Here is a 19,481-nt window from a genome sequence, read left to right on the forward strand (position 1 = left end):
TCATGCAACTGACTTATCCAAAGGCGCCTTCCAACGGCGTGCAAACCTTGCGTCCGGCGCTGCAAGCGGCGCTGCAAACCCAAGGCTTCGGCATCAATCGCCAGTTTGCCAATGCTACACCGAGCAAAATCAGTCTCAGCGAAGCCTATCGCGGTTACTCGCTCAGCCTGGAGGATTTGAGCCAGGGCAAAGGCCTGAAAGCCGCCAAGGTTGGCGACTGGCATTACCTGGTGTTTTCCGATGGCGTGACGATTGCCGATGCGCAATTGGCTGATGTGCGCGGGCATGTCGAGTTTTCCTCGCTGAACCACGGGGCCATGGCGGCCGCCACGGTCGGTGCGTTGAAACTGGCGGAACAGTCGCCGCAACTGCAGGGTAAAACCGTTGAACTGCGGTTGCTGTTTGTCTCGGCCATTCACCTAGTCGCGATCTGGCTGCATGCCGACACGGAAGACGTGCTGATTCCGATCGAGCCGACGCCCAAGGAACTGGCGGTCACTCAGCTGTACAGCGAAGCCGCCCTGCTCGCCCTGCTGAAACCGGCGGCGAATCAGGCCAAGCAACGCTTTGATGCGGACACCAGTGGGCTGTTGGGGAGCTGACAAACGCTGGACATAAAAAAACCCGGACATTGTCCGGGTTTTTTATTGGAAGACTACGGCGCTTTATTCAGCAGCCGGCGCTTCCGGCTTGCGGCGCTTGAGCGGCGCCATGCCGTCCTTGCTGACCAGCGACAGGGCGTCGGTCTTCGGGCGGTTGGCGATTTTGCGCTTGGTCGGTGCCTTGGCGCCGGTTTTCTTCTTGTCGCCTTTGGCGTCGACTTTTTTCTTCTTCACGCCAACGGCTTTCCCCGAGGCCTTGACCTTTTTCGGTCCGCCGTAGGTGCCTTTGACTTCCTTGATGGTGCGGCGCTCGAAGCTCTGCTTGAGGTAGCGCTCGACGCTCGACATCAGGTTCCAGTCGCCGTGGCAGATCAGCGAGATGGCCAGGCCATCGTTGCCGGCACGCCCGGTACGACCGATACGGTGAACATATTCGTCGCCGCTGCGCGGCATGTCGAAGTTGATCACCAGATCCAGGCCTTCCACGTCAAGACCGCGAGCGGCAACGTCGGTAGCAACCAGGATTTTCACGCCGCCCTGCTTCAGACGGTCGATCGCCAGTTTACGATCCTTCTGGTCCTTGTCACCGTGCAGCACGAACGCTTTGTATTCCTGCGCCACCAGGCGGCCGTAGATACGGTCGGCCATGGCCCGGGTGTTGGTGAACACGATGGCCTTCTGGTAGGTCTCGTTGGCCAGCAGCCAGTTCACGATCTGTTCTTTGTGCTGATTGTGGTCAGCGGTAATGATCTGCTGACGGGTGGTCGCGTTCAGGTCGCTGACGTTGTTGAGCTGCAAGTGCTCAGGGTTGTTCAGGACTTTGGCGACCATCTCGCGCAGGCCCGAACCACCGGTGGTGGCGGAGAACAGCATGGTCTGCTGGCGGTTGGTGCACTCTTCCACCAGACGCTGCACGTCTTCGGCAAAGCCCATGTCGAGCATGCGGTCGGCTTCGTCGAGCACCAGTACTTCAACTTCTTTCAAGTCGAGGTTGCCGGCGTTCAGTTGCTCGATCATCCGGCCCGGCGTACCGATCAGGATGTCCGGCACCTTGCGCAGCATGGCGGCCTGGACCTTGAAGTCTTCACCGCCGGTGATCAGGCCGGACTTGATGAACGTGAACTGGGCGAAGCGCTCGACTTCCTTGATGGTCTGCTGTGCCAACTCGCGGGTCGGCAGCAGGATCAGGGTCTTGATGCTGACGCGGACTTTGGCCGGGCCGATCAGACGGTTGAGGATCGGCAAAACGAATGCAGCGGTTTTGCCGCTGCCGGTTTGCGCAGTCACCCGCAGGTCACGCCCTTGGAGCGCCAGCGGAATAGCCGCTGCTTGCACTGGCGTTGGCTCGACAAATTTAAGCTCGGCCACGGCTTTGAGCAGGCGTTCGTGCAGGGCGAATTGGGAAAACACGGGTGCTACCTCGAAGAAATACAAAAAAACAGCTGCATAGGGTAACGGTTTCGAGCGCGAAGGCCGAGTTTCTTTATGCAAACGACAGTAAACAGTGGCTTTTTTGTTGCCTGATTTGTCTCCAAACGTCATCCGCAGCGTCTTAAATGCTCTAATCGCCCCGACGCAACCTACAGAAGAATCGTTTTCGCCCATGGATATCAAACAGCTCTGGCTCAATGCCCAAGACCTTTGGGGCGCCCTCGACCAGCATCCGCTCCTGCATTCCAGCCTGGCGCTGATCCTGCTATTAGTCGTGGCGCTGGTCCTCGGACGAGTGGCGCGCTACCTGATCCTGCACGCCACCAAGATGCTCGGCCGCCAACCGGCGCTGCACTGGGTCAACGACCTGCGGCACAACAAGGTCTTCCACCGGCTGGCGCAAATGACGCCGTCGCTGGTGATCCAGTTTGGCCTGTACCTGGTGCCGGAACTGAGCAAGACCAGCCGGATCTTCCTCGGTAACGTGGCCCTGTCGTTCACCATTCTGTTCCTGCTGCTGGCGGCCAGCGCCCTGCTCAGTGCCCTGCTGGACATCTACGCCCGCACCGAACACGCCCGCACGCGCTCGATCAAAGGCTACGTACAGCTGACGAAAATGGTCTTGTACGTGCTCGGCGCGATCATCATCGTCGCCACGTTGATCGACCGTTCGCCGTTGTTGCTGCTCTCGGGTCTGGGCGCGATGTCGGCGGTAATTCTGTTGGTCTACAAGGACACCCTGCTGTCGTTCGTTGCCAGCGTGCAACTGACCAGCAACGACATGCTGCGGGTCGGCGACTGGATCGAAATGCCGCAAGTCGGCGCCGACGGTGATGTGGTCGACATCACCCTGCACACGGTCAAAGTGCAGAATTTCGACAAGACCATTGTGTCGATCCCGACCTGGCGCCTGATGTCCGAATCATTCAAGAACTGGCGCGGCATGCAGCAGTCCGGTGGACGTCGGATCAAGCGCAGCCTGTTTATCGACGCCAGCGGCGTGCGGTTTGTGCGCGATGACGAAGAATCGAAACTGGCCCAGGTGCACCTGCTGACCGACTACATCAGCCGCAAGCAAGCCGAACTCAAAGCCTGGAACGAAGCCCAGGGCAACGTCGCGGCAATGTCGGCCAACCGCCGGCGCATGACCAACATCGGCACCTTCCGCGCCTATGCGTTGGCGTATCTGAAGAGCCACCCGGAGATTCAGCCGAACATGACCTGCATGGTCCGCCAGATGCAGACCACCGCCCAGGGCATACCGCTGGAAATCTACTGCTTCACCCGCACTACCGCTTGGGCGGATTACGAACGGATCCAGGGTGATATTTTTGATTATTTGCTGGCAGTGCTGCCGGAGTTTGGCTTGAGCCTGTATCAGCAGCCGAGTGGCGGGGATCTACGATCCGGGTTGCTGCCAGCAGTGCTCGGCGCGAGCCACATTCCCGAGCCGGAAAAACACGTCATGTAATCCTGTTCGATCCTCAACTGATCACCGCGCCCTTTGGGCCACTGGCAATCAGCGCGGCACCGCACGCGGTTTTCATCCCGTCCAGCGCCACTGCAATGCCACCGACGGTGTAAGTGCTGCTGCCCTCGGCAATCGGAAAAATCCCTTTGCACAGTGGGCAACTGACCTTGTGGCCGACACCGGCAATCGGCTTGCCGTTGAGGTCGGTCTGGAAGAAGGCCTCCAGCACCACGCCGCCGTGGCTGGTGGAGTCGCCTAATCGAATGATGTCTTTCATGATCTGATCATCCCTGTAAAAGCCGAATATCCCCTGAAAACGCTCGCGAGCAAGCGAGCGTCTTTCAGTCTAGGGAATCATATTGGCATGTGCAGCCAACGCATTCACAAACCGACTGACTTCAACCCCTCACGCACGCCCTCATCGGCGCCCTTGCACCAGGCTGCAACACCCTGAGGTGCGGCGCTTTCCACGCTCTCGTACTTTCCGTCCGGCCCCTTGCCCTTACCCTCTCGACCATAGGCTTCGTTCTTATCCCCGTCACGGGTGTCCAGATCGCCAGGCATACCCGCCGCGTACGCCACCATCTTCTTGGCGTTTTCAGTACTGTCCGACTTCAGAAAGCCTTTATCGACACAGTAAGTAATGAGACCGGAAATGTTGCGTGTGGAATCGTAGACATTCTTCAGCACTGCGGGATCAACTTCCTCTGCCTGCGCGAGGTTAAAGGTTGAAAAAGTGCTTGCGAGTACGAAGATCAATGCTGTGTTTTTCATATTCATCCTTAAATTAATAGTGCTCGGTCTACTGGACTTACTTGAACAATTTCAAAATGGCATCCGAATACAGATCAGGTACATCTTTAGCTGACTTCAGTACATTTTGACGCACCGTTTGGCCTTTCGCACTTGGATATTCGGCCACATATTCCGGTGGGAAAGCGAGAGCATCCTTATCAGCACCTGCTGCCATCAAGGCCTTGGTGCAGTCAGGATTGTGGTGGATTGCGCTTTCCAGCAAAGGTGTTCCAACAGGCCATGCCTGCTGCTGTGGCTGAAATGCATCAATCGAAGTGCCGGCCTTGTGCAGCAGGGCAATCCGTTGTGCAGCTTGCGGATCAGGTTGATCGCTCAGCCCATAGGCGCGCTCGCAAACAAAATGCAAAGCAGTTGAACCTACCTTGGTGACACCATAAGGATCGGTGCCAGCGGCAATCAATACCTTGATAACATCAAGATCAGACGCCGACTTCATGAGTGGCGAGAACCCCTGCGGGGTCACCATCTTGGCATCAGCGCCAAACTGTAAAAGTAACTTAATCAGCTCCGGCGCCGATGAGTTCTCTAGCTTCGCCGCCGCAATAAGTGGGGTATTAGTCCCGCCCTGAGCAATCACATTAGCATCGGCACCAGCCTTGAGCAGACTATGCACAATGTGCGTTGTATCTTTGAGCTCTTCTGGATCGCCCATATGCCCCAGCATGGACAACAGTACTGTTTCACCGTTATCACTAATGGGTTGATTGACATCAACCGGAAATTCAAGAAAACGATCGACCAGGTCAGGACTCTTGTAATAAGCGGCATGCCACAAAATCTGAATATCAGGTTTGGCGCCACTCTTGAGTAACCGGTTCACGGCATCAAGATCTTTCTGCTCTTTGGAATAAGCGTATTGAAGCACCGCATTATCCAGTTGCTTGGACACGTCCGCTGACTGAGCTTGCACCAGGCTCGGACCGCAGAGGAGAACCGAAGTGACGATACAGGCAGTGCGGAAACGGTTAAAGACAGGGGTTAATTGCAGCATACAGAAATCTCATATTGGGATCCCTAAACATGTCAAACGTTGTTCGACAACATAAAACCCTATAGTGCTTCACGCTACATCGTTCCTGGACACGTGAACACTTTAGCTTCTCCCTTTGGTTCTTCGCACGAGTATGAGAGAAAAAAAATAAGTTGGTCTACTTTTTTCCATCCGCTCTCCTTTTACTGAAACAATCACCAGCAGAAAATCTAGCGAGTATATCCCCGCCGCTCTAAGTTATTTTTTGCCGCACTCACTACATCTTCATCTGCATCCATTAACAGGCTCTCCAAGACCGTCCTTGGCGCCTTATTATTCGCTGCAATTTCGACCCTTACATCAGCATCCAAATCATTGGAAAGAAGCTCGAAAAGCTTAAGCGATAGCTTTCTTTTTGAGGCAATAAATCGTCTCACATCCGACGAAAAAACGCATAACTCCTCAAGAATCTCAAGAGGAACCGTCTTGTTATGCGCAACCCACTTCCTATAGTCAGGATACTCACTTATAACTTCGCGCCACACAGATATAGGAGCTTCTTCCATTGCAGCTCTATCGTATTCGTCTTTTATTTGACTACTGCGTAACGCAACAAACTCCTCCGCTGTCTCAATCATTTCGCACCTTTACATTTCATGAAACGAAAAGGGGACAGATTTATTTTTCTTATTTCCAGAGCTGATGTTTTTACCGACTGTGTAGAAAATAAATCCGTTCCCTTTCCCATTCAGGGATGACCTTCTCGTCCATTCGGAACTTCAGGTTCGTACCTTTCAAATTCGTCAAATTGGCCTGATAGCCGACCAGAGCACGCTTTCTAAAGGAGTAAACTCCACCCCTTTGATCCCTTTCGCAAGCTCTTTGAATGCGCCTGAGCAAATAAGAGTATTACTTCCTGAAATCAACCCTTTGAACTTAAAAAAATCACGTTTGAAGTCGGGAGGCAATACCAATTTCTTGAACCTAAAAATCAACCCATCCTCATCTATGAAAGTTGAAGCCGGATCAGTTTCCGAGCGTGCATCCAGCTCTTCAAAAAGAACAGCATTATAGCTTTTAGATGAGATAATCTCGCCATTTTTTGAAAGCACTTGAATTGCAACAGCGTCAGCAATACCTACATCCAATTCTTTGCAAAAAGACATAAAATCATTACTAACAATGTAGAATCTCGCCACACTGCGTATATCGAAATCATAGAACTTATCTTTAGAAATAAGCACCATACCTTCTGGATAGGGCGTATGTGTTTTGTAATGGCTCTTCTCCGCATACCACGGAAAAAACCCATACTCGACACCTTTGGTATCTGAGTAAAATTTATCGTAAAGACTTGCCTGCAAGAAGCCAGCCGGGCAACCAGATTCTTCCTTCTGAGAAAGCACGTAATGTTCCATTCCGCTCACAACCGTCGATAATGGTTGATGGCTCAGTCGCCTCAGCCTTTAATATCCCACGTCAAACTTTTATAAGCTGCCTCATGTGCAGAAAAACACATCAGCGTCTATTGGGCAGCTTCTTTATCAATATTTAACATGGCTGATTTTTTCATCCAATTTGCAACCTGGTTTTGTGCCTTTCAAACTCGTCGAATCCCAGACCAGACAACTGTTTCCAAAGGGGTAAATTCAATGCCCTTGAAATCGGTCGCCAAATCCTTGAACGACTGAGAGCAGATCAGGCTATCACTACCTGAAACAAGTCTCTTGTATTTGAAAACATCTAGCTTCCAATCATCAGGGAGAATTAATTTCTTGAATCTGATGGGCCTACCATTTTCTTCTACAAACGTGGAGGCCGGATCGCAATTTGTCCGAACATCCATCTCATCGAACAATACAGCGTTGTAATTTTTTGAAGATATACGCTTGCCCGCCTCGGAAACGACCTCAATTGCAACGCTGTCAACCATTTTCACATTAAGGCTATTACAAGCAGCCAAAAACTCATCACTTACTACATAAAAAAACCGGGAAACACTACGAATATCAAAATCATAGTGCTTATCCTTGGAGATCAAAACCATGCCTTCGGGGAACGGTGTACGTGGCCCGGGCTTCCCTTTTTGCGCATACCATGGAAAAAACCCAAACTCAACGCCCGTTGTATTGGGATAAAACTTATCAAAAAGATCGGCATAGATAATACCTATAGGACAGCCAGAGTCTTCCTTTTGAGAAAGCACAAAATAATTCATGACGTACAACTCCTTATTCATCGAACTCGACGTTGTTTTGTTCCAGGCACAGACAAACTCGCTCTTAGTCTGGATTGGATTGCTGAAATCTGGGAGCGAGCCTGTGCCTTATCGATATCGCCAGAATCATAGTCATCACGAACTTTTTCAACCATATTTTCAACCATTGGCGTATAGACCTTACCATGCGACCCACAATGGTAAAAAACACGCTTGGTTTTCTTGGCCTGATCAGCACTATCAGGCATCAACAGACCGTTTTCCTTTTTATCGCGCTCTCCACCCATCCCGATATCCGAGAAGAAGCTGGCTTGCCGTCCCCACACTTCCTCGGGGATGAGGTGATGCGCCTGCATTTTGTCATGGGCTGTGCCGCCCAATGCCCGATTGAGCGTGCTACTGCACAGTCCATTCGGATCGACCCACTGAGTCGGGCTGATCGCATACTGATAGAAGTTGATACCGCCAGCGTATCCGATTGGATCGCGAGACACGAAGCGACCGACGCCAGGGTCGTAGTACCGATGGCGGTTGTAATGCAGCCCAGTCTCATGATCGTGATACTGGCCTTGGAAGCGGATCGGGTTATTCAACCCTTGTCGCTGGGCCGAGGATGAGCGTTGTTCAATTGCTTGTCCCCACACCTTGTACTGCGCGCGCCATGCCATTTCACCCTGCTGGTCGGTCAGTTCCTGTGGCGTGCCGAGGTGATCGCACTGGTACCAAGCAATTGCACCAAACGGTTGAGGAACAGGCGCGTGATTCCACAGTGGATCCTCGTCCGGTGTGTAAACATCACCGTAAATGGGTTGAGGCAACAAACGAATAGGCTGGTGACTTAGCGCCTGTACCACTGGATTGAATGTACCGGGCTCAAAAACGTAATGAACAGTGCGTCCGGTATCACCATCCAACTGAGCGGGGCTGCTCTCCCACGCAAGATTGTCACCGTCCCAACCGAACATCGTGAAGCCGCAACCATACTCACGTTGTTTGCGTGCATGTTCATTACGATTCCACAGAGATCCGGCCTCTGGACGATGCTTGTAGTGCGCTCGGGAGTTTTTGTGTAGGCGACGACCGAGTGGGTCGTAGGCATAATCCACCGCCAGACGGTCATCTTCGAAATGCACTAGGCGATCAAACAGATCCCATCGCATCTCGCACACACTGCCATTACTCCAACGCTTGATCTGATTTCCGCGCTTGTCGTACTCGTAGTGCGTGCCTGCATACTCACGCAACAAGTTATCGAGAAGTTTGCTGCGCACGGGTTCCTGATCCAGTGGCCTGCGGATATCAAAGGCTTTTTCATCCAGAAGGTTGCCCGCTGGATCGAAAGCAAAGGTTTCGACCCCAAGCCGCGTAACGGCACTGATTAAACGACCTACAGGATCATAGCGATAGGACAGTGGGCCTCGACGACTATCATTGATATCCGTCAGTTGACCGGCTGCATCGTATTTGTAGTCGCGCTTGAGCAGCACGGACTTGTCATCGCCATGTACCAGCATCTGCTCTTGCAGTCGTCCGGCGGGATCCCATTTCTGCGTTTGCAGCAGGCGGTTACCCTGATGACGGGCGACTTCACGATGTAAGTCATCGCGCTCGAAACCGGCCAACTCATGATCGTCCAGACGCAAGCCCAGTAAGTGTCCGCTACCGTAAGTCAGCCAGCTGACACGATGTCCATCGGGGCGAACAGTGGCAACCCGTTGATTGAGTGCATCGTACTCGTGCTGCCATACGGCGACCACCGGGCTTTCCAGGCTCAGATAATGTTGGTGTTCACGCAATATGTTGCCCGCCGGATCATGAAACCACTGCAGGCGGCTGTCGGCATTGCAAGCCATGATCAGTTTGCTATTGCCGTCGTAATTGAAAGTTTCGCTCTGTTGCTGTTCACCCAAAATGGCTCGACGTTCAACCAAACGATTCATTGAGTCAAAACGAACCTCGACGCAATGCTCTCCTCTGTAGATTTTCGCAAGTCGACCGGTTTCGGGTTCATACAAGTACCGGGTTGAGTGCCCGTCAAAAGCTGTTTCTTCCAGCAAGCGACCGACCGGGTCATAGTTGAAGTGGGCGCGCCGCTGGTTCTCGTTTTCCAGTGCAACCAGACGACCGAGCTTGTCCCAGCGATAACGAACGGAATGCTCCAGCGCGTCGACACGTTCGGCAATCAATCCTGCCGCGCTGTACTTCCATGTCGTGCAACGATCTAGACCATCGACATAAGCTAGCAAACGGCCTTCCGCATCGCGCTCGAAACGCTCTTCGGTCTTGTCTGGATGTTTGATCAACATCAGTTGCCCGGCTTTGTACTCGTACTCGGTACTCTGGCCGGCAGCATCTGTAAAGCAAACCATTTGCCCGCGTTCGTTGTACTCCCAAGCACTTGTCTTGCCTGAACAGTCGACGTACTCCACCAGTTGCCCGGAAGTGTTATAGGAAAGTTTCTTTTCATTGCCGTTGGCATCTTTGACTGCAGTTGGCATCCCGACCGGGTTGTAAGCGTATTCAGTCTTGTTACCCAGTGGATCGACGCTCTCAACAAGATTGCCTGAGTCGTCATAGGCTCTTGTCCACTGCCCCCCCTCGGCATCGCTGATCTTGATCAGTTGATCGAGATCGTCGTAGGCAAAGTGCACTACCGTGTCATCTGTACGGATATGCTCAAGAAGGTTGCTTCGTTCGTCATAGCTGTAGCGATCCGAGCGACCATCGGCCCGAACGTGACGGATCACGTTCTTGGCGTCATCACGGAAGAACCAATCGGAGCGATCATCTGCGTGCCGGATGCGGTAGGTATATCCAAGGCTGTCAAAGTAGTGCCAAGTTTCGTGACCGAGCGCGTCAGTGACATACACCAGGCGAATGTTTTCATCCCATTCCAGACGCGTATCGAAACTGCCGTCGTCAGCCCACTCGCGAACAGCCTTGGCGTCGACACCGTAGCCTTGCCATTGCAAATTCATACCTCGGCCAGTGCGGTCGGTGTAACGGGTGATCAGGTGATGTTGATACTGATAACTCCAAGCAGCGCCATTTTCATCTTGTGCCTGTATGAGGTCACTCGCGCTATCGTATCGATAGGCGCAGAGTTGGCGCTGTGGCACACCGTCGCGAATTTCCCAGAGACCGGTCAAACGACCTTTCTCATCAATCATCGTGCCGAGATGAGATTGTACTTTAGTCAGATTCCCCTCATAGGTAATCAGGTCGGAGAGCACTGTTCGATCACCATGACGGTGTTCGTAATGCAGCATGATTCCGGCACCGCTGCGTAACTCGACACCAATGAGCACGAATTGCTGACCACGACGCAGGTAGGTTTCCTTGCGTTCAAAACCTCGGCAGAGCATCAATTTGTCGTCGCTGAGCCGTACTACGGTGAGATTTTCAATGGCGTCGTAATGGAACTGGTCGACCTTGGGCAGCGGGTATTCGTGACTGCGGGCGTCAGCGTCGTGGAAGAGCAAAGCGCCTTCGACCAGATCGAATCGGGTGGTGAACGCCGTGATCCAGCGCGCGCCCAACACCCCCTCATCGTAGGCTTGCAGATCTGAACTGTAGATACGGCTCCATTCGATTGGAAATACCCCGGGCAGACTGAAATCAGTGTGCACGATACTCTCCGAGCCCATTGCAAAGCTGATGCTGTCACACGTACCTGGGCAGGTGCCGTTTTTCTCGGCGTTAGGTTTTTTCTTGGCAGGTACTTCAGTCTTTCTGACCTCAACTCTGCCCTCTCCCAACTGATGTTGGGCTTTACTGGTTGCACCGACTCTGACGTTACCCGCTACGCCCCGCTTATTGCGCAGGTACCAAGCCTCAACAGCTTTGGTCAATACCGCCAGCAAAGCGCCGATTGAGAACGGCATTGCGGGGTTACTGAGTTTTTTCAGTTGAGTCCGCAGTTCAGGACCCATCGCAGTCAGCACCTTAGTCTGATCATGCACCAGCTTCTGGGCTTCTTTAGGCAACAGATACTTTGCCGCGTTATTGACCACACCCTTGCCAGCGGCTTTGTAAACATCACAAACCGCACCAAAGACGTTGTCGATTACCTTGGTGGGGTCATGCCAACCTTTGCCTCTCAGGCTACTGAGCTTCTTCTCCGCGCTACCAAGGCTGACGGCAACATCGAGGTCGCCATCGACAACGGCATTCAAACCGATTGCGATTTCCTTCAGTATCTCTTCACCCTTTTTTCCAGCGGCGTCGAGAATATCCGGCAGCGAAGCTTGAGCCGTTTTCACGAAGTCGTCGATTTCACCCACGATGGTGGCATTGAGGTGACCCGCAATCACATTAATCAAGGCATCGCCCAGTAATGTCTTGCCGGCGACCTTCATTTCCTGCCGCACCAAATAAAGCGTCGGACGCAAGCTCATGCGCGCAGCAGCCATGTTCGCCGGAATGGGGATCACGCCAATCAGGTCGATGCCCAGACTGACCCAGTCGAGCGGATCACGTACCTCGCTCTTAGACAGAACGGCGATGTCGTTCAAGACATCGACCAACGCCATGATGTTGCCCACCACGGGCAACGCCCCAGCGAAATTCTTGATTCGGTCCAGGGTCACATAACCGCCACTGACCTCCTGCAACCAGGCATCGAATTTGGCGGCATCGCGCCCTACATCTGCCACCTGAATCAAGTTGAGCGGTACGACCGTCGCTTGAGGCTCACGTTTTACAACAACAGTTTCAGTGGTCATGACAGCATCTCCCCCGCCAATAGGCCCGGGGTTTTAAAAGAAGTTTTTGATGGAATAACGGCTGGCAAAGTCGGCAACTTGCCGCTCCTGCTCGCCGCGCCGAGCAGGCTCGAGGCGCTCGGCATGGCCGCACTGGCGAGTTTCGGCAACCCGGCCACCCCGCCCTGCACTGCGCCTTTGACTTGCTGTGCGGTTTGCATGGCACCTTGGGCGGTCTGCACGGCGCTCATGCCGGTCTGCGCCAGGGCTTTGCCTTTCTCCAGCACGTCCCAGTTCTTGCTCGGCAAAACTTGGGCGACCATCGCTTGCACCGGGCCTGGGATGTCCTCGGCACTCGGCGGACTGAGCGGCCATTCCGATTTGCCGATGTAACTGCCCTCACTCCAGGTGTCCGCCGGGTCCTTGCCAAACAGCACGCGCGCCGGCCCCGGAGCCGCGCCCGCGACACTGGCGAAGCCCTTGCCGTCGAGCTTGCCCTTGATGCTTTTGCCCAAGGCATCAACCACTTCAAAGTCGCCGCCCTTGATCCCTTGAAGCCCGGCGTACTGGTTGAACAATTCCAGATTGCCCTTGCCCGGTTTCGGCGGTTCGGGAAACACGCCCGCGAGACTTTTCGCCCCGGTGTAGGCGAAGTTCGCCGCGTGCGCGGTGTACGGCCCGGTGGTGGCGTGGGTGATGCCGCCGGCGTTGTAGGTCGTGGCGCTGCCGCCGCCCTGGATCACCAGTTCGGTTTTGGCGGTGATGGTGATGCGGTCGGCGTTGGCGGTGATGTTGAGTTTGGCCAGCAGGTTGATGCTGTCCTTGAGCGCGCGGATGTCGATGTCACCGGAGGCCGCGACCAGCCGCCAACCGAGGTTTTGCACAAACAGGCGCATGCCCTGACTGGCGCTGGCGAGCAAGCGTTTGCCTATCGACAGGCTGGTGTGACCGGTGCTGCTCAACGCCAGGTGTTCGCCGGTGGCGATGTGGCTGGAGCGCGGGGTGCTCAGGGCGATGCCGGCCGGGCTGGCGAGCACCAGATGCGCTTCGGTGAATTCGGGGAATTCGTTGGCGCTCATGTTCGCTGGGCCGCTGCCCAGAATGCCTTGGTGCTGGGCGTGCAGGGCTTTGGCCACGTCGTCCTGATCGCCGGGTTCCTGGGCTTGCAACTCTTTAGCCTGAATCGCAAAACCGTCCTGCTGTTCGCTGGCCGTGGCCAAACGCTCGGCGGTTTCCGGCAGGTCTTTGTGGTGTTTGGATTCATTCGGCCGCGGCTCGGTGGTGATCAGCAAACCGGCCGCCGCACGCACCGCGCCGTGGCGGTCGGTGCGCAGTTCAAAGCCTTCGCCACGCGGTTGACCGCCGGAGGGACGCGGATGGGTCAGGTAGCCGAGGTTGATCGCACTGGCGCCGTGGTCGCTGCGCAGCGCGATGCTGATCTCACTGGTGGTGTCATCGATGCGCAGTTCGTTGGCGCGGCTGCCTTTGTATTCCTTGCTCTTGACCGTGGCCAGGGTCTTGAAATCGGGCAGTTTGTACGGCGGCAGGTTGGCGCCGTGGTACAGGCACCCGGTGATCAGCGGCTGATCGGGATCGCCTTCCAGGAAGCTGATCAGCACTTCCATGCCGACGCGTGGCAGGTTGATCGAACCGAACGTCTGCGCGGCCCAGTTCGAGGCGACACGCATCCAGCAGCTGGTTTTATCGTCGTGCTGGCCTTCGCGGTCCCAGAAGAACTGCACCTTCACCCGGCCGTACTGGTCGCAGAAAATCTCTTCGCCTTCGGGGCCGGTGACCACCGCGCTCTGGGTGCCGAGGACTTTTGGTTTCGGGTGATCAAGCGGTGGGCGGTACGGCACGTCCCACGGGGTCGCGCTGAAACGGTTGCGATAACCCTGGTGGAAATCGTCCTTGTGATCGGTGAGGTCGCTGCTGATCACCTCTTCCAGCACTTGCGGCTGTTTGCCTTCGTGGAAGATTTCGGTGAGCAGCCACAGGTCGTTCCACGCCGGGTTGGCGTGCGCGGCCAGGGCGAGGAAATGCCCGGTGACCAGCAGCGGTTGATCGCTGCTGCCTTCGGCCAACCGGTAGTCGCTTCGGTGCCTTTCGAGAGCACGATTAGCCAGGTGTTTGCCGCGTTCGCGGTCCACAAATCGGCCGGGGTAATCGTAATCCTCGAGGTCTGGTTTGGCCGCGCTTTTGGCGTCGCTTTCCAGTTCGATTTTCGGTTTGGTGAAGTCGTAATCACGCCGTGTGGTGCGGCTGGTGCGGGTGATCATGCGCAGACCGAAACGCTTGATCACCGGCTGATCGGCGACCAGCCCGGTGTCCTGCTGATAGGTCACCGGCGCGAGTTTCGGGAACACCGTCTGGTCATCGCCGAACACCAGCAGATGGCCGCTGGCACTGTGTTGGAAGTGGTAGTGAATGCCCTCTTCTTCGCACAGGCGCTGAACGAAGTGCAGGTCGGATTCGTCGTACTGCACACAGTAGATGCGCTCGGGGTACACCGCGCTGAGCTGGAACTTGTGTTCGCTGGCGAGAATGCCGTGTTCCTCCAGCACCTGACTGATGATCTGCGGCACGCTCATTTGCTGGAAGATCCGCTGATTGACCCGGTGCGCCAGGTACGCCAGTTGCGGGCGCAGCGAGATTTTATAGCGGGTCAAACGCTTGCCGGCCTCGCCCTGCGCGATGCTGTAGACCAGCCCGTGGATGCCGGAGCCGTTTTGCGTGAGCTGCAAAAACGCCAGTTTGTGCAGCAGGCTTTCGAGGTTCAGAGAAGCCTTTTCGCTGACCAGTTCCAGTTCGAACTCGAACGGCTGGTTGAGCGCTTCCCGGCCAGTAAACGACAGCACCTGGAATGGGCTGTCAGCCCCGTCGATAGTCAGGGCAAAGTGAGTCTGATTGGCCGGTGCGAACATTCCCTGTTCCTCATGCGATGTGGCGGCAGGCGTCAACGCTCGACGACTGCAAAAAATTCTTTAGGGACAACAAACCGCCTCGGCCGCTCGGGCCGAGGCGGTGCAACAGTAGACCTGAATCAGGCGACCGGCAGACGCCAGTCATCGGAACCCGAAGTACCGGATACTTCGTGGGTCCAGGTGATTTTGCGGTAGGTGAACTGCACTTCTTCCAGGTGCGTGAAGTGCGAGTTCGACGGATCCTGGCAGTTGTGCATTTTGTTGTTGATGGCGACGATGATCGCGTCTTCCAGTTTGGTGGTGTAGTAGTGCTCTTGGGTCCCTTGGGCCGAAGTGCGGTACCACTGGATAACGATTTCGCTCAGGCGCTCGCCGGAAGTCAGCGCCGCTTGCAGCAGTGGCGAAGCCTTGTCGTAGACCTTGGTGATCGCAACTGGCTTGTGCACGCGCTGGCCGGTCGGCTGGCCGGACTGTGGGTCACGCGGGATGATCACGTCGTGGCTGAACGCCTGAACCATGACCTGGTCTTCGTGACCTTCTTGATAGGTGTTGCCAACCGAGTCGGCAGTGAAGGCGCCGGCAGTGATCAGACCTTGTTTCTCGCCAGTGACGGACATGTAGGCAGGTGTTGCCATGGGGTGCTCTCCTTGCTTGAAAGACAGGACCGGACGGCGTGATTGCCTGTCCAGCTGTCGAAGGAGATATCAAAAGTTGTGCCAGCCATCATGTGGCTATTACGAAACAAAGGTTTGCGGCGCATACGGGGGCATTTTGTCTATTTTGGCCGTAGGAAACGGCGTCAAAGTGCGCAAGAAGTTGCGCAGTACTGTGCAACTTCTTGCGCACTTGCCTGTAGGCCTTTAACGGCGTGGCTTGCAGCGATTTTTCAGGCTGATTTCGCCAACTAACTGCGCAACTTCTTGCGCACTCGTCTCTACGAAGCCAGCGCAGTCCGGCGTACGCCCAACCGACTGATCCACACCGCCATCAAAATCACCGACCCACCGAGGAACAAGCGCCCCAGTTCTTCATGCTGATTCCAGATCAGCAAATTGATCAGCAACCCCACCGGCACATGCAGATTGTTCATCACCGCCAGCGTGCCGCCATTCACCAGGCATGCGCCTTTGTTCCACCAATACAGCCCCAACGCCGTCGAGACCAGGCCGAGGAATACCAGCACGCCCCATTGCAGCGGCGCTTCAGGCAGGAAGTTCTGTTTGCCGAACAGCAGGAACGCCGGTAATGCGACCGCCAGTGCGCCGAGGTAGAAGTAGCCGAAACGCCGATAGTGCGGAAGATCGCTCGGGTGCCGCGCCACCAGATGTTTATAAAGTACTTGCCCGGCGGCGTAGGTGAAGTTGGCCAGTTGCAGCAACAGGAAGCCCATGAAGAAATCCGGATTGATCCGGTCATAGCGAATCACTGCCGCGCCCGCCACCGCCACCAATGCCGCGACCAACGCCCACGGATTGAAGCGCCGGTTCAGCGCATCCTCGATCAGCGTGACGTGCAGCGGTGTAAGAATGGTGAACAGCAAGACTTCCGGCACCGTCAGCACCCGGAAGCTCAGGTACAGGCAGACGTAAGTCACGCCGAACTGTAACGCGCCGATCAGCAACATGCCGCGCATGAATGCGGGCTCCACCGAACGCCAGCGCGTCAGTGGAATAAACACCAGTCCCGCCAACAGCACCCGCACCAGCACCGCGAAGTAACTGTCGACATGCCCGGCCAGGTATTCGCCGATCAAACTGAAGGAAAACGCCTGGATCAGCGTGACAAAAAGTAGATAGCCCATGCTCGCCTCGTTTTGAATGGCGGCGACGATAGCGGGTTTTGCTGTTTATCGCGAACACTCGGCCTCACACAAAACCTTGTAGGAGCGAAGCTTGCTCGCGAAGGCGGTTGCACATCCAACATCAATGTCGACTGGCATGCCGCTTTCGCGAGCAAGCTTCGCTCCTACAGGTCCGTGTAAATCGCAGGCAAAAAAAAGCCCGATCTCGCTTAAGCGTTCAATCGGGCTACAGCACTCAGGAGCAACAAGTGCAAAGGGAGGTTCGATGCGCATGCAAACTTGAAGGGTTGCGCCAGGTCACTTGAACATCAAGGGATTATCTGGCGATTAAAGCCTCAAGCCACTTGGGAAAGCTTGGCGTTGGCCTGGTTCAGGCCCTTCTCCTGGAAGTCACCGCCCAGGTTCATGCCTTCGGCGTGGATGAAGGTCACGTCGTGGATGCCGATGAAGGCCATCACTTGGCGCAGGTACGGTTCCTGGTGATCCGCCGGGCCACCGGCGTAGATCCCGCCGCGAGCGGTCAGCACGTAAGCACGCTTGCCGCTGAGCAGGCCTTGCGGGCCGGTGTCGGTGTACTTGAAGGTCACGCCGGCACGCAGCACATGGTCGAGCCAGGCCTTGAGGGTGCTCGGGATCGCGAAGTTGTACATCGGTGCGGCCATGACCAGCACATCGGCAGCGAGCAATTCATCGGTCAACTGGTTGGAGCGGTCCAGGGAAGCCTGTTCGATGTCGTTGCGTTGTTCGGCAGGTTTCATCCAGCCGCCCAGCAAGTTGATGTCCAGGTGCGGCACCGGGTTGACGGCGAGGTCACGGACGGTGATCTGGTCGGCCGGGTGTGCAGTTTTCCATTGGCTGATGAAGGTCTGGGTCAACTGACGGGATACCGAGTCTTGCTGACGGGCGCTGCTTTCGATGATCAGAACGCGGGACATGGGATGTAGCCTCCATCTGAGAATGCTGTAAGTCGATGGAGTGGAGATTAAACAGAGTTATATCGATGAAAAAGCGCAAATAACTGCTATAAAGCATCGATAAATTCGTTTATAAGCTGAGCGAACGCTGTATTTGTAGGAGCGAGGCTTGTGTGGCGAGGGGGCTTGCCCCCGTTGGGACGCGAAGCGTTCCTAAAACCAATCACTGCAATCTTTAGTCAGAATCGCGGTGTCTGGTTTGCGACTGCTTCGCAGCCGAACGGGGGCAAGCCCCCTCGCCACACAAGCCTCGCTCCTACAGGGCTTCATTTCATTTAGGCGAGCAGCTCAGGTTAATGCGCATCTTGATAATGGTACGGGTGAATTTGGCCGTGGCGTTTTTGTGTTTGCCGGCGGGCACTTCGATGGTGCGGGTACGCGGGGATTCCGGGCCGTTGTTGAACACCACCTTGCAGACCGCATCCGTGGCGCCGTAGTTGTTCACCTGAATTGACGCGATGTCGTTATCCGTGTCGTAGGCGTTGTAGTCGATGCTCAGGCCATTAAGCTGTTTTTGAACATCGATCGGATAGGCAAACGCAGTCAGCGGCAGCATCGCCAACACTACACAACAGAATTTTCTCATTCGGCAGTCTCCAATATGGACCGCCAGCTTAGGACAAGAGGAGCTCATCATGAAAGCGCCCCGCGTGACCCTTGATCAATGGCGAACGTTGCAGGCCGTGGTCGACCACGGCGGTTTCGCCCAGGCCGCCGAAGCGCTGCATCGCTCGCAATCGTCGGTCAGCTACACCGTGGCCCGTATGCAGGACCAGCTCGGCGTGCCGTTATTGCGCATCGATGGCCGCAAAGCGGTGCTGACCGAGGCCGGCGGCGTGTTGCTGCGCCGCTCGCGGCAACTGGTCAAACAGGCCAGCCAACTGGAAGACCTGGCCCACCACATGGAGCAAGGTTGGGAAGCAGAAGTACGGCTGGTGGTCGATGCCGCTTACCCGAGCGCCCGTCTCGTGCGCGCCTTGACCGCGTTCATGCCGCAAAGCCGTGGCTGCCGGGTGCGGCTGCGCGAAGAAGTGTTGTCGGGCGTCGAAGAGGTTCTGCTTGAAGGCGTGGCCGACCTGGCCATCACCGGTTTCAGCATTCCCGGCTACCTTGGCGCGGAATTGAGCGACGTCGAATTTGTCGCCGTCGCGCACCCCGATCACGCGCTGCACCGCATGAACCGTGAACTGAACTTCCAGGACCTGGAAACCCAGATGCAAGTGGTGATCCGCGACTCCGGCCGCCAGCAACCACGGGACGTCGGCTGGCTCGGTGCCGAACAGCGCTGGACCGTCGGCAGCCTGGCCACCGCCGCGACATTCGTCAGCAGCGGCCTGGGTTTCGCCTGGTTGCCCCGGCACATGATTGAACGGGAATTGAAGGAAGGTACGCTCAAGCTGCTACCGTTGGACCAGGGTGGCAGTCGCAACCCGAGCTTCTATCTGTACTCGAACAAGGACAAACCCTTGGGCCCGGCGACGCAAATCCTCATCGAACTGCTGCGCACCTTCGACACCGCGCCGCTGGATGCGCCCTTCGCCGCCCCAGAACAAGCCTGACACGGAGTAAAC

At 55.7% G+C, this 19,481-nt stretch carries 16 protein-coding genes; 3 read left to right on the plus strand and 13 right to left on the minus strand.

Annotation, left to right across the window (positions count from 1 at the left end; genetic code table 11):
* The first annotated feature begins 2 nt into the window (after positions 1-2).
* The gene (locus ACIOYV_RS08300) at positions 3-602 is read left to right on the plus strand and encodes a hypothetical protein (RefSeq protein WP_401322749.1); all 600 of its coding nucleotides are present in this window, start codon (positions 3-5) and stop codon (positions 600-602) included.
* A gap of 63 nt (positions 603-665) precedes the next feature.
* Here ACIOYV_RS08300 and ACIOYV_RS08305 read toward each other — a convergent pair whose 3' ends face one another.
* A complete protein-coding gene (locus ACIOYV_RS08305) occupies positions 666-2,012 on the minus strand; it encodes a DEAD/DEAH box helicase (RefSeq protein WP_008153197.1) in 1,347 nt (448 codons plus the stop codon).
* 193 nt (positions 2,013-2,205) lie between these two features.
* On the opposite strand from ACIOYV_RS08305, the gene ACIOYV_RS08310 reads away from it, so the two are divergent.
* Positions 2,206-3,504 (plus strand): mechanosensitive ion channel family protein, encoded by a 1,299-nt coding sequence (locus tag ACIOYV_RS08310; RefSeq protein WP_290027325.1) that lies wholly within the window; start codon positions 2,206-2,208, stop codon positions 3,502-3,504.
* A 13-nt stretch (positions 3,505-3,517) separates the two neighbouring features.
* Here ACIOYV_RS08310 and ACIOYV_RS08315 read toward each other — a convergent pair whose 3' ends face one another.
* The 12 genes from ACIOYV_RS08315 to ACIOYV_RS08370 all read right to left on the minus strand — a co-directional run bounded on the left by ACIOYV_RS08315 (position 3,518) and on the right by ACIOYV_RS08370 (position 18,496).
* Entirely contained in the window at positions 3,518-3,781 is a 264-nt protein-coding gene (locus ACIOYV_RS08315) for a PAAR domain-containing protein (protein ID WP_401322752.1), read from the minus strand.
* A 104-nt stretch (positions 3,782-3,885) separates the two neighbouring features.
* Complete coding sequence (locus ACIOYV_RS08320) at positions 3,886-4,278, minus strand: hypothetical protein (RefSeq protein ID WP_401322755.1); 393 nt, start codon at positions 4,276-4,278, stop codon at positions 3,886-3,888.
* A 37-nt stretch (positions 4,279-4,315) separates the two neighbouring features.
* Positions 4,316-5,311, minus strand: a complete 996-nt coding sequence (locus ACIOYV_RS08325; RefSeq protein WP_401322758.1) for an ankyrin repeat domain-containing protein — start codon at positions 5,309-5,311, stop codon at positions 4,316-4,318.
* A gap of 209 nt (positions 5,312-5,520) precedes the next feature.
* Positions 5,521-5,928 carry a hypothetical protein gene (locus ACIOYV_RS08330; RefSeq protein WP_401322760.1) on the minus strand — a complete coding sequence of 136 codons (408 nt, stop codon included), beginning with the start codon at positions 5,926-5,928 and terminating at the stop codon, positions 5,521-5,523.
* A 165-nt stretch (positions 5,929-6,093) separates the two neighbouring features.
* A complete protein-coding gene (locus tag ACIOYV_RS08335) occupies positions 6,094-6,696 on the minus strand; it encodes an Imm43 family immunity protein (protein ID WP_401322763.1) in 603 nt (200 codons plus the stop codon).
* Positions 6,697-6,890: 194 nt separating this feature from the next.
* The gene (locus tag ACIOYV_RS08340) at positions 6,891-7,508 is read right to left on the minus strand and encodes an Imm43 family immunity protein (RefSeq protein WP_401322766.1); all 618 of its coding nucleotides are present in this window, start codon (positions 7,506-7,508) and stop codon (positions 6,891-6,893) included.
* A gap of 17 nt (positions 7,509-7,525) precedes the next feature.
* Positions 7,526-12,232, minus strand: a complete 4,707-nt coding sequence (locus ACIOYV_RS08345; RefSeq protein ID WP_401322769.1) for an RHS repeat-associated core domain-containing protein — start codon at positions 12,230-12,232, stop codon at positions 7,526-7,528.
* Positions 12,229-15,135 carry a type VI secretion system tip protein VgrG gene (locus ACIOYV_RS08350; protein WP_401322772.1) on the minus strand — a complete coding sequence of 969 codons (2,907 nt, stop codon included), beginning with the start codon at positions 15,133-15,135 and terminating at the stop codon, positions 12,229-12,231. Before ACIOYV_RS08350 ends, ACIOYV_RS08345 begins: the two co-directional genes overlap by 4 nt.
* A 119-nt stretch (positions 15,136-15,254) precedes the next feature.
* Positions 15,255-15,770: an Hcp family type VI secretion system effector gene (locus ACIOYV_RS08355; RefSeq protein WP_163908996.1), complete on the minus strand. Its 516-nt coding sequence runs from the start codon at positions 15,768-15,770 to the stop codon at positions 15,255-15,257.
* Positions 15,771-16,069: 299 nt separating this feature from the next.
* Positions 16,070-16,936, minus strand: a complete 867-nt coding sequence (locus tag ACIOYV_RS08360; RefSeq protein WP_163908995.1) for a carboxylate/amino acid/amine transporter — start codon at positions 16,934-16,936, stop codon at positions 16,070-16,072.
* Positions 16,937-17,271: 335 nt separating this feature from the next.
* Positions 17,272-17,871: an FMN-dependent NADH-azoreductase gene (locus tag ACIOYV_RS08365; RefSeq protein ID WP_054049113.1), complete on the minus strand. Its 600-nt coding sequence runs from the start codon at positions 17,869-17,871 to the stop codon at positions 17,272-17,274.
* A gap of 310 nt (positions 17,872-18,181) precedes the next feature.
* Entirely contained in the window at positions 18,182-18,496 is a 315-nt protein-coding gene (locus ACIOYV_RS08370; RefSeq protein ID WP_054049111.1) for a hypothetical protein, read from the minus strand.
* A 49-nt stretch (positions 18,497-18,545) separates the two neighbouring features.
* Here ACIOYV_RS08370 and ACIOYV_RS08375 point away from each other — a divergent pair, with 49 nt between their 5' ends.
* Positions 18,546-19,469 carry a LysR family transcriptional regulator gene (locus ACIOYV_RS08375; RefSeq protein WP_054049109.1) on the plus strand — a complete coding sequence of 308 codons (924 nt, stop codon included), beginning with the start codon at positions 18,546-18,548 and terminating at the stop codon, positions 19,467-19,469.
* Positions 19,470-19,481: the final 12 nt, after the last annotated feature.

This window comes from Pseudomonas sp. NPDC087342, from assembly GCF_044744265.1.
In the GTDB taxonomy this organism is placed as follows: domain Bacteria; phylum Pseudomonadota; class Gammaproteobacteria; order Pseudomonadales; family Pseudomonadaceae; genus Aquipseudomonas; species Aquipseudomonas nunensis.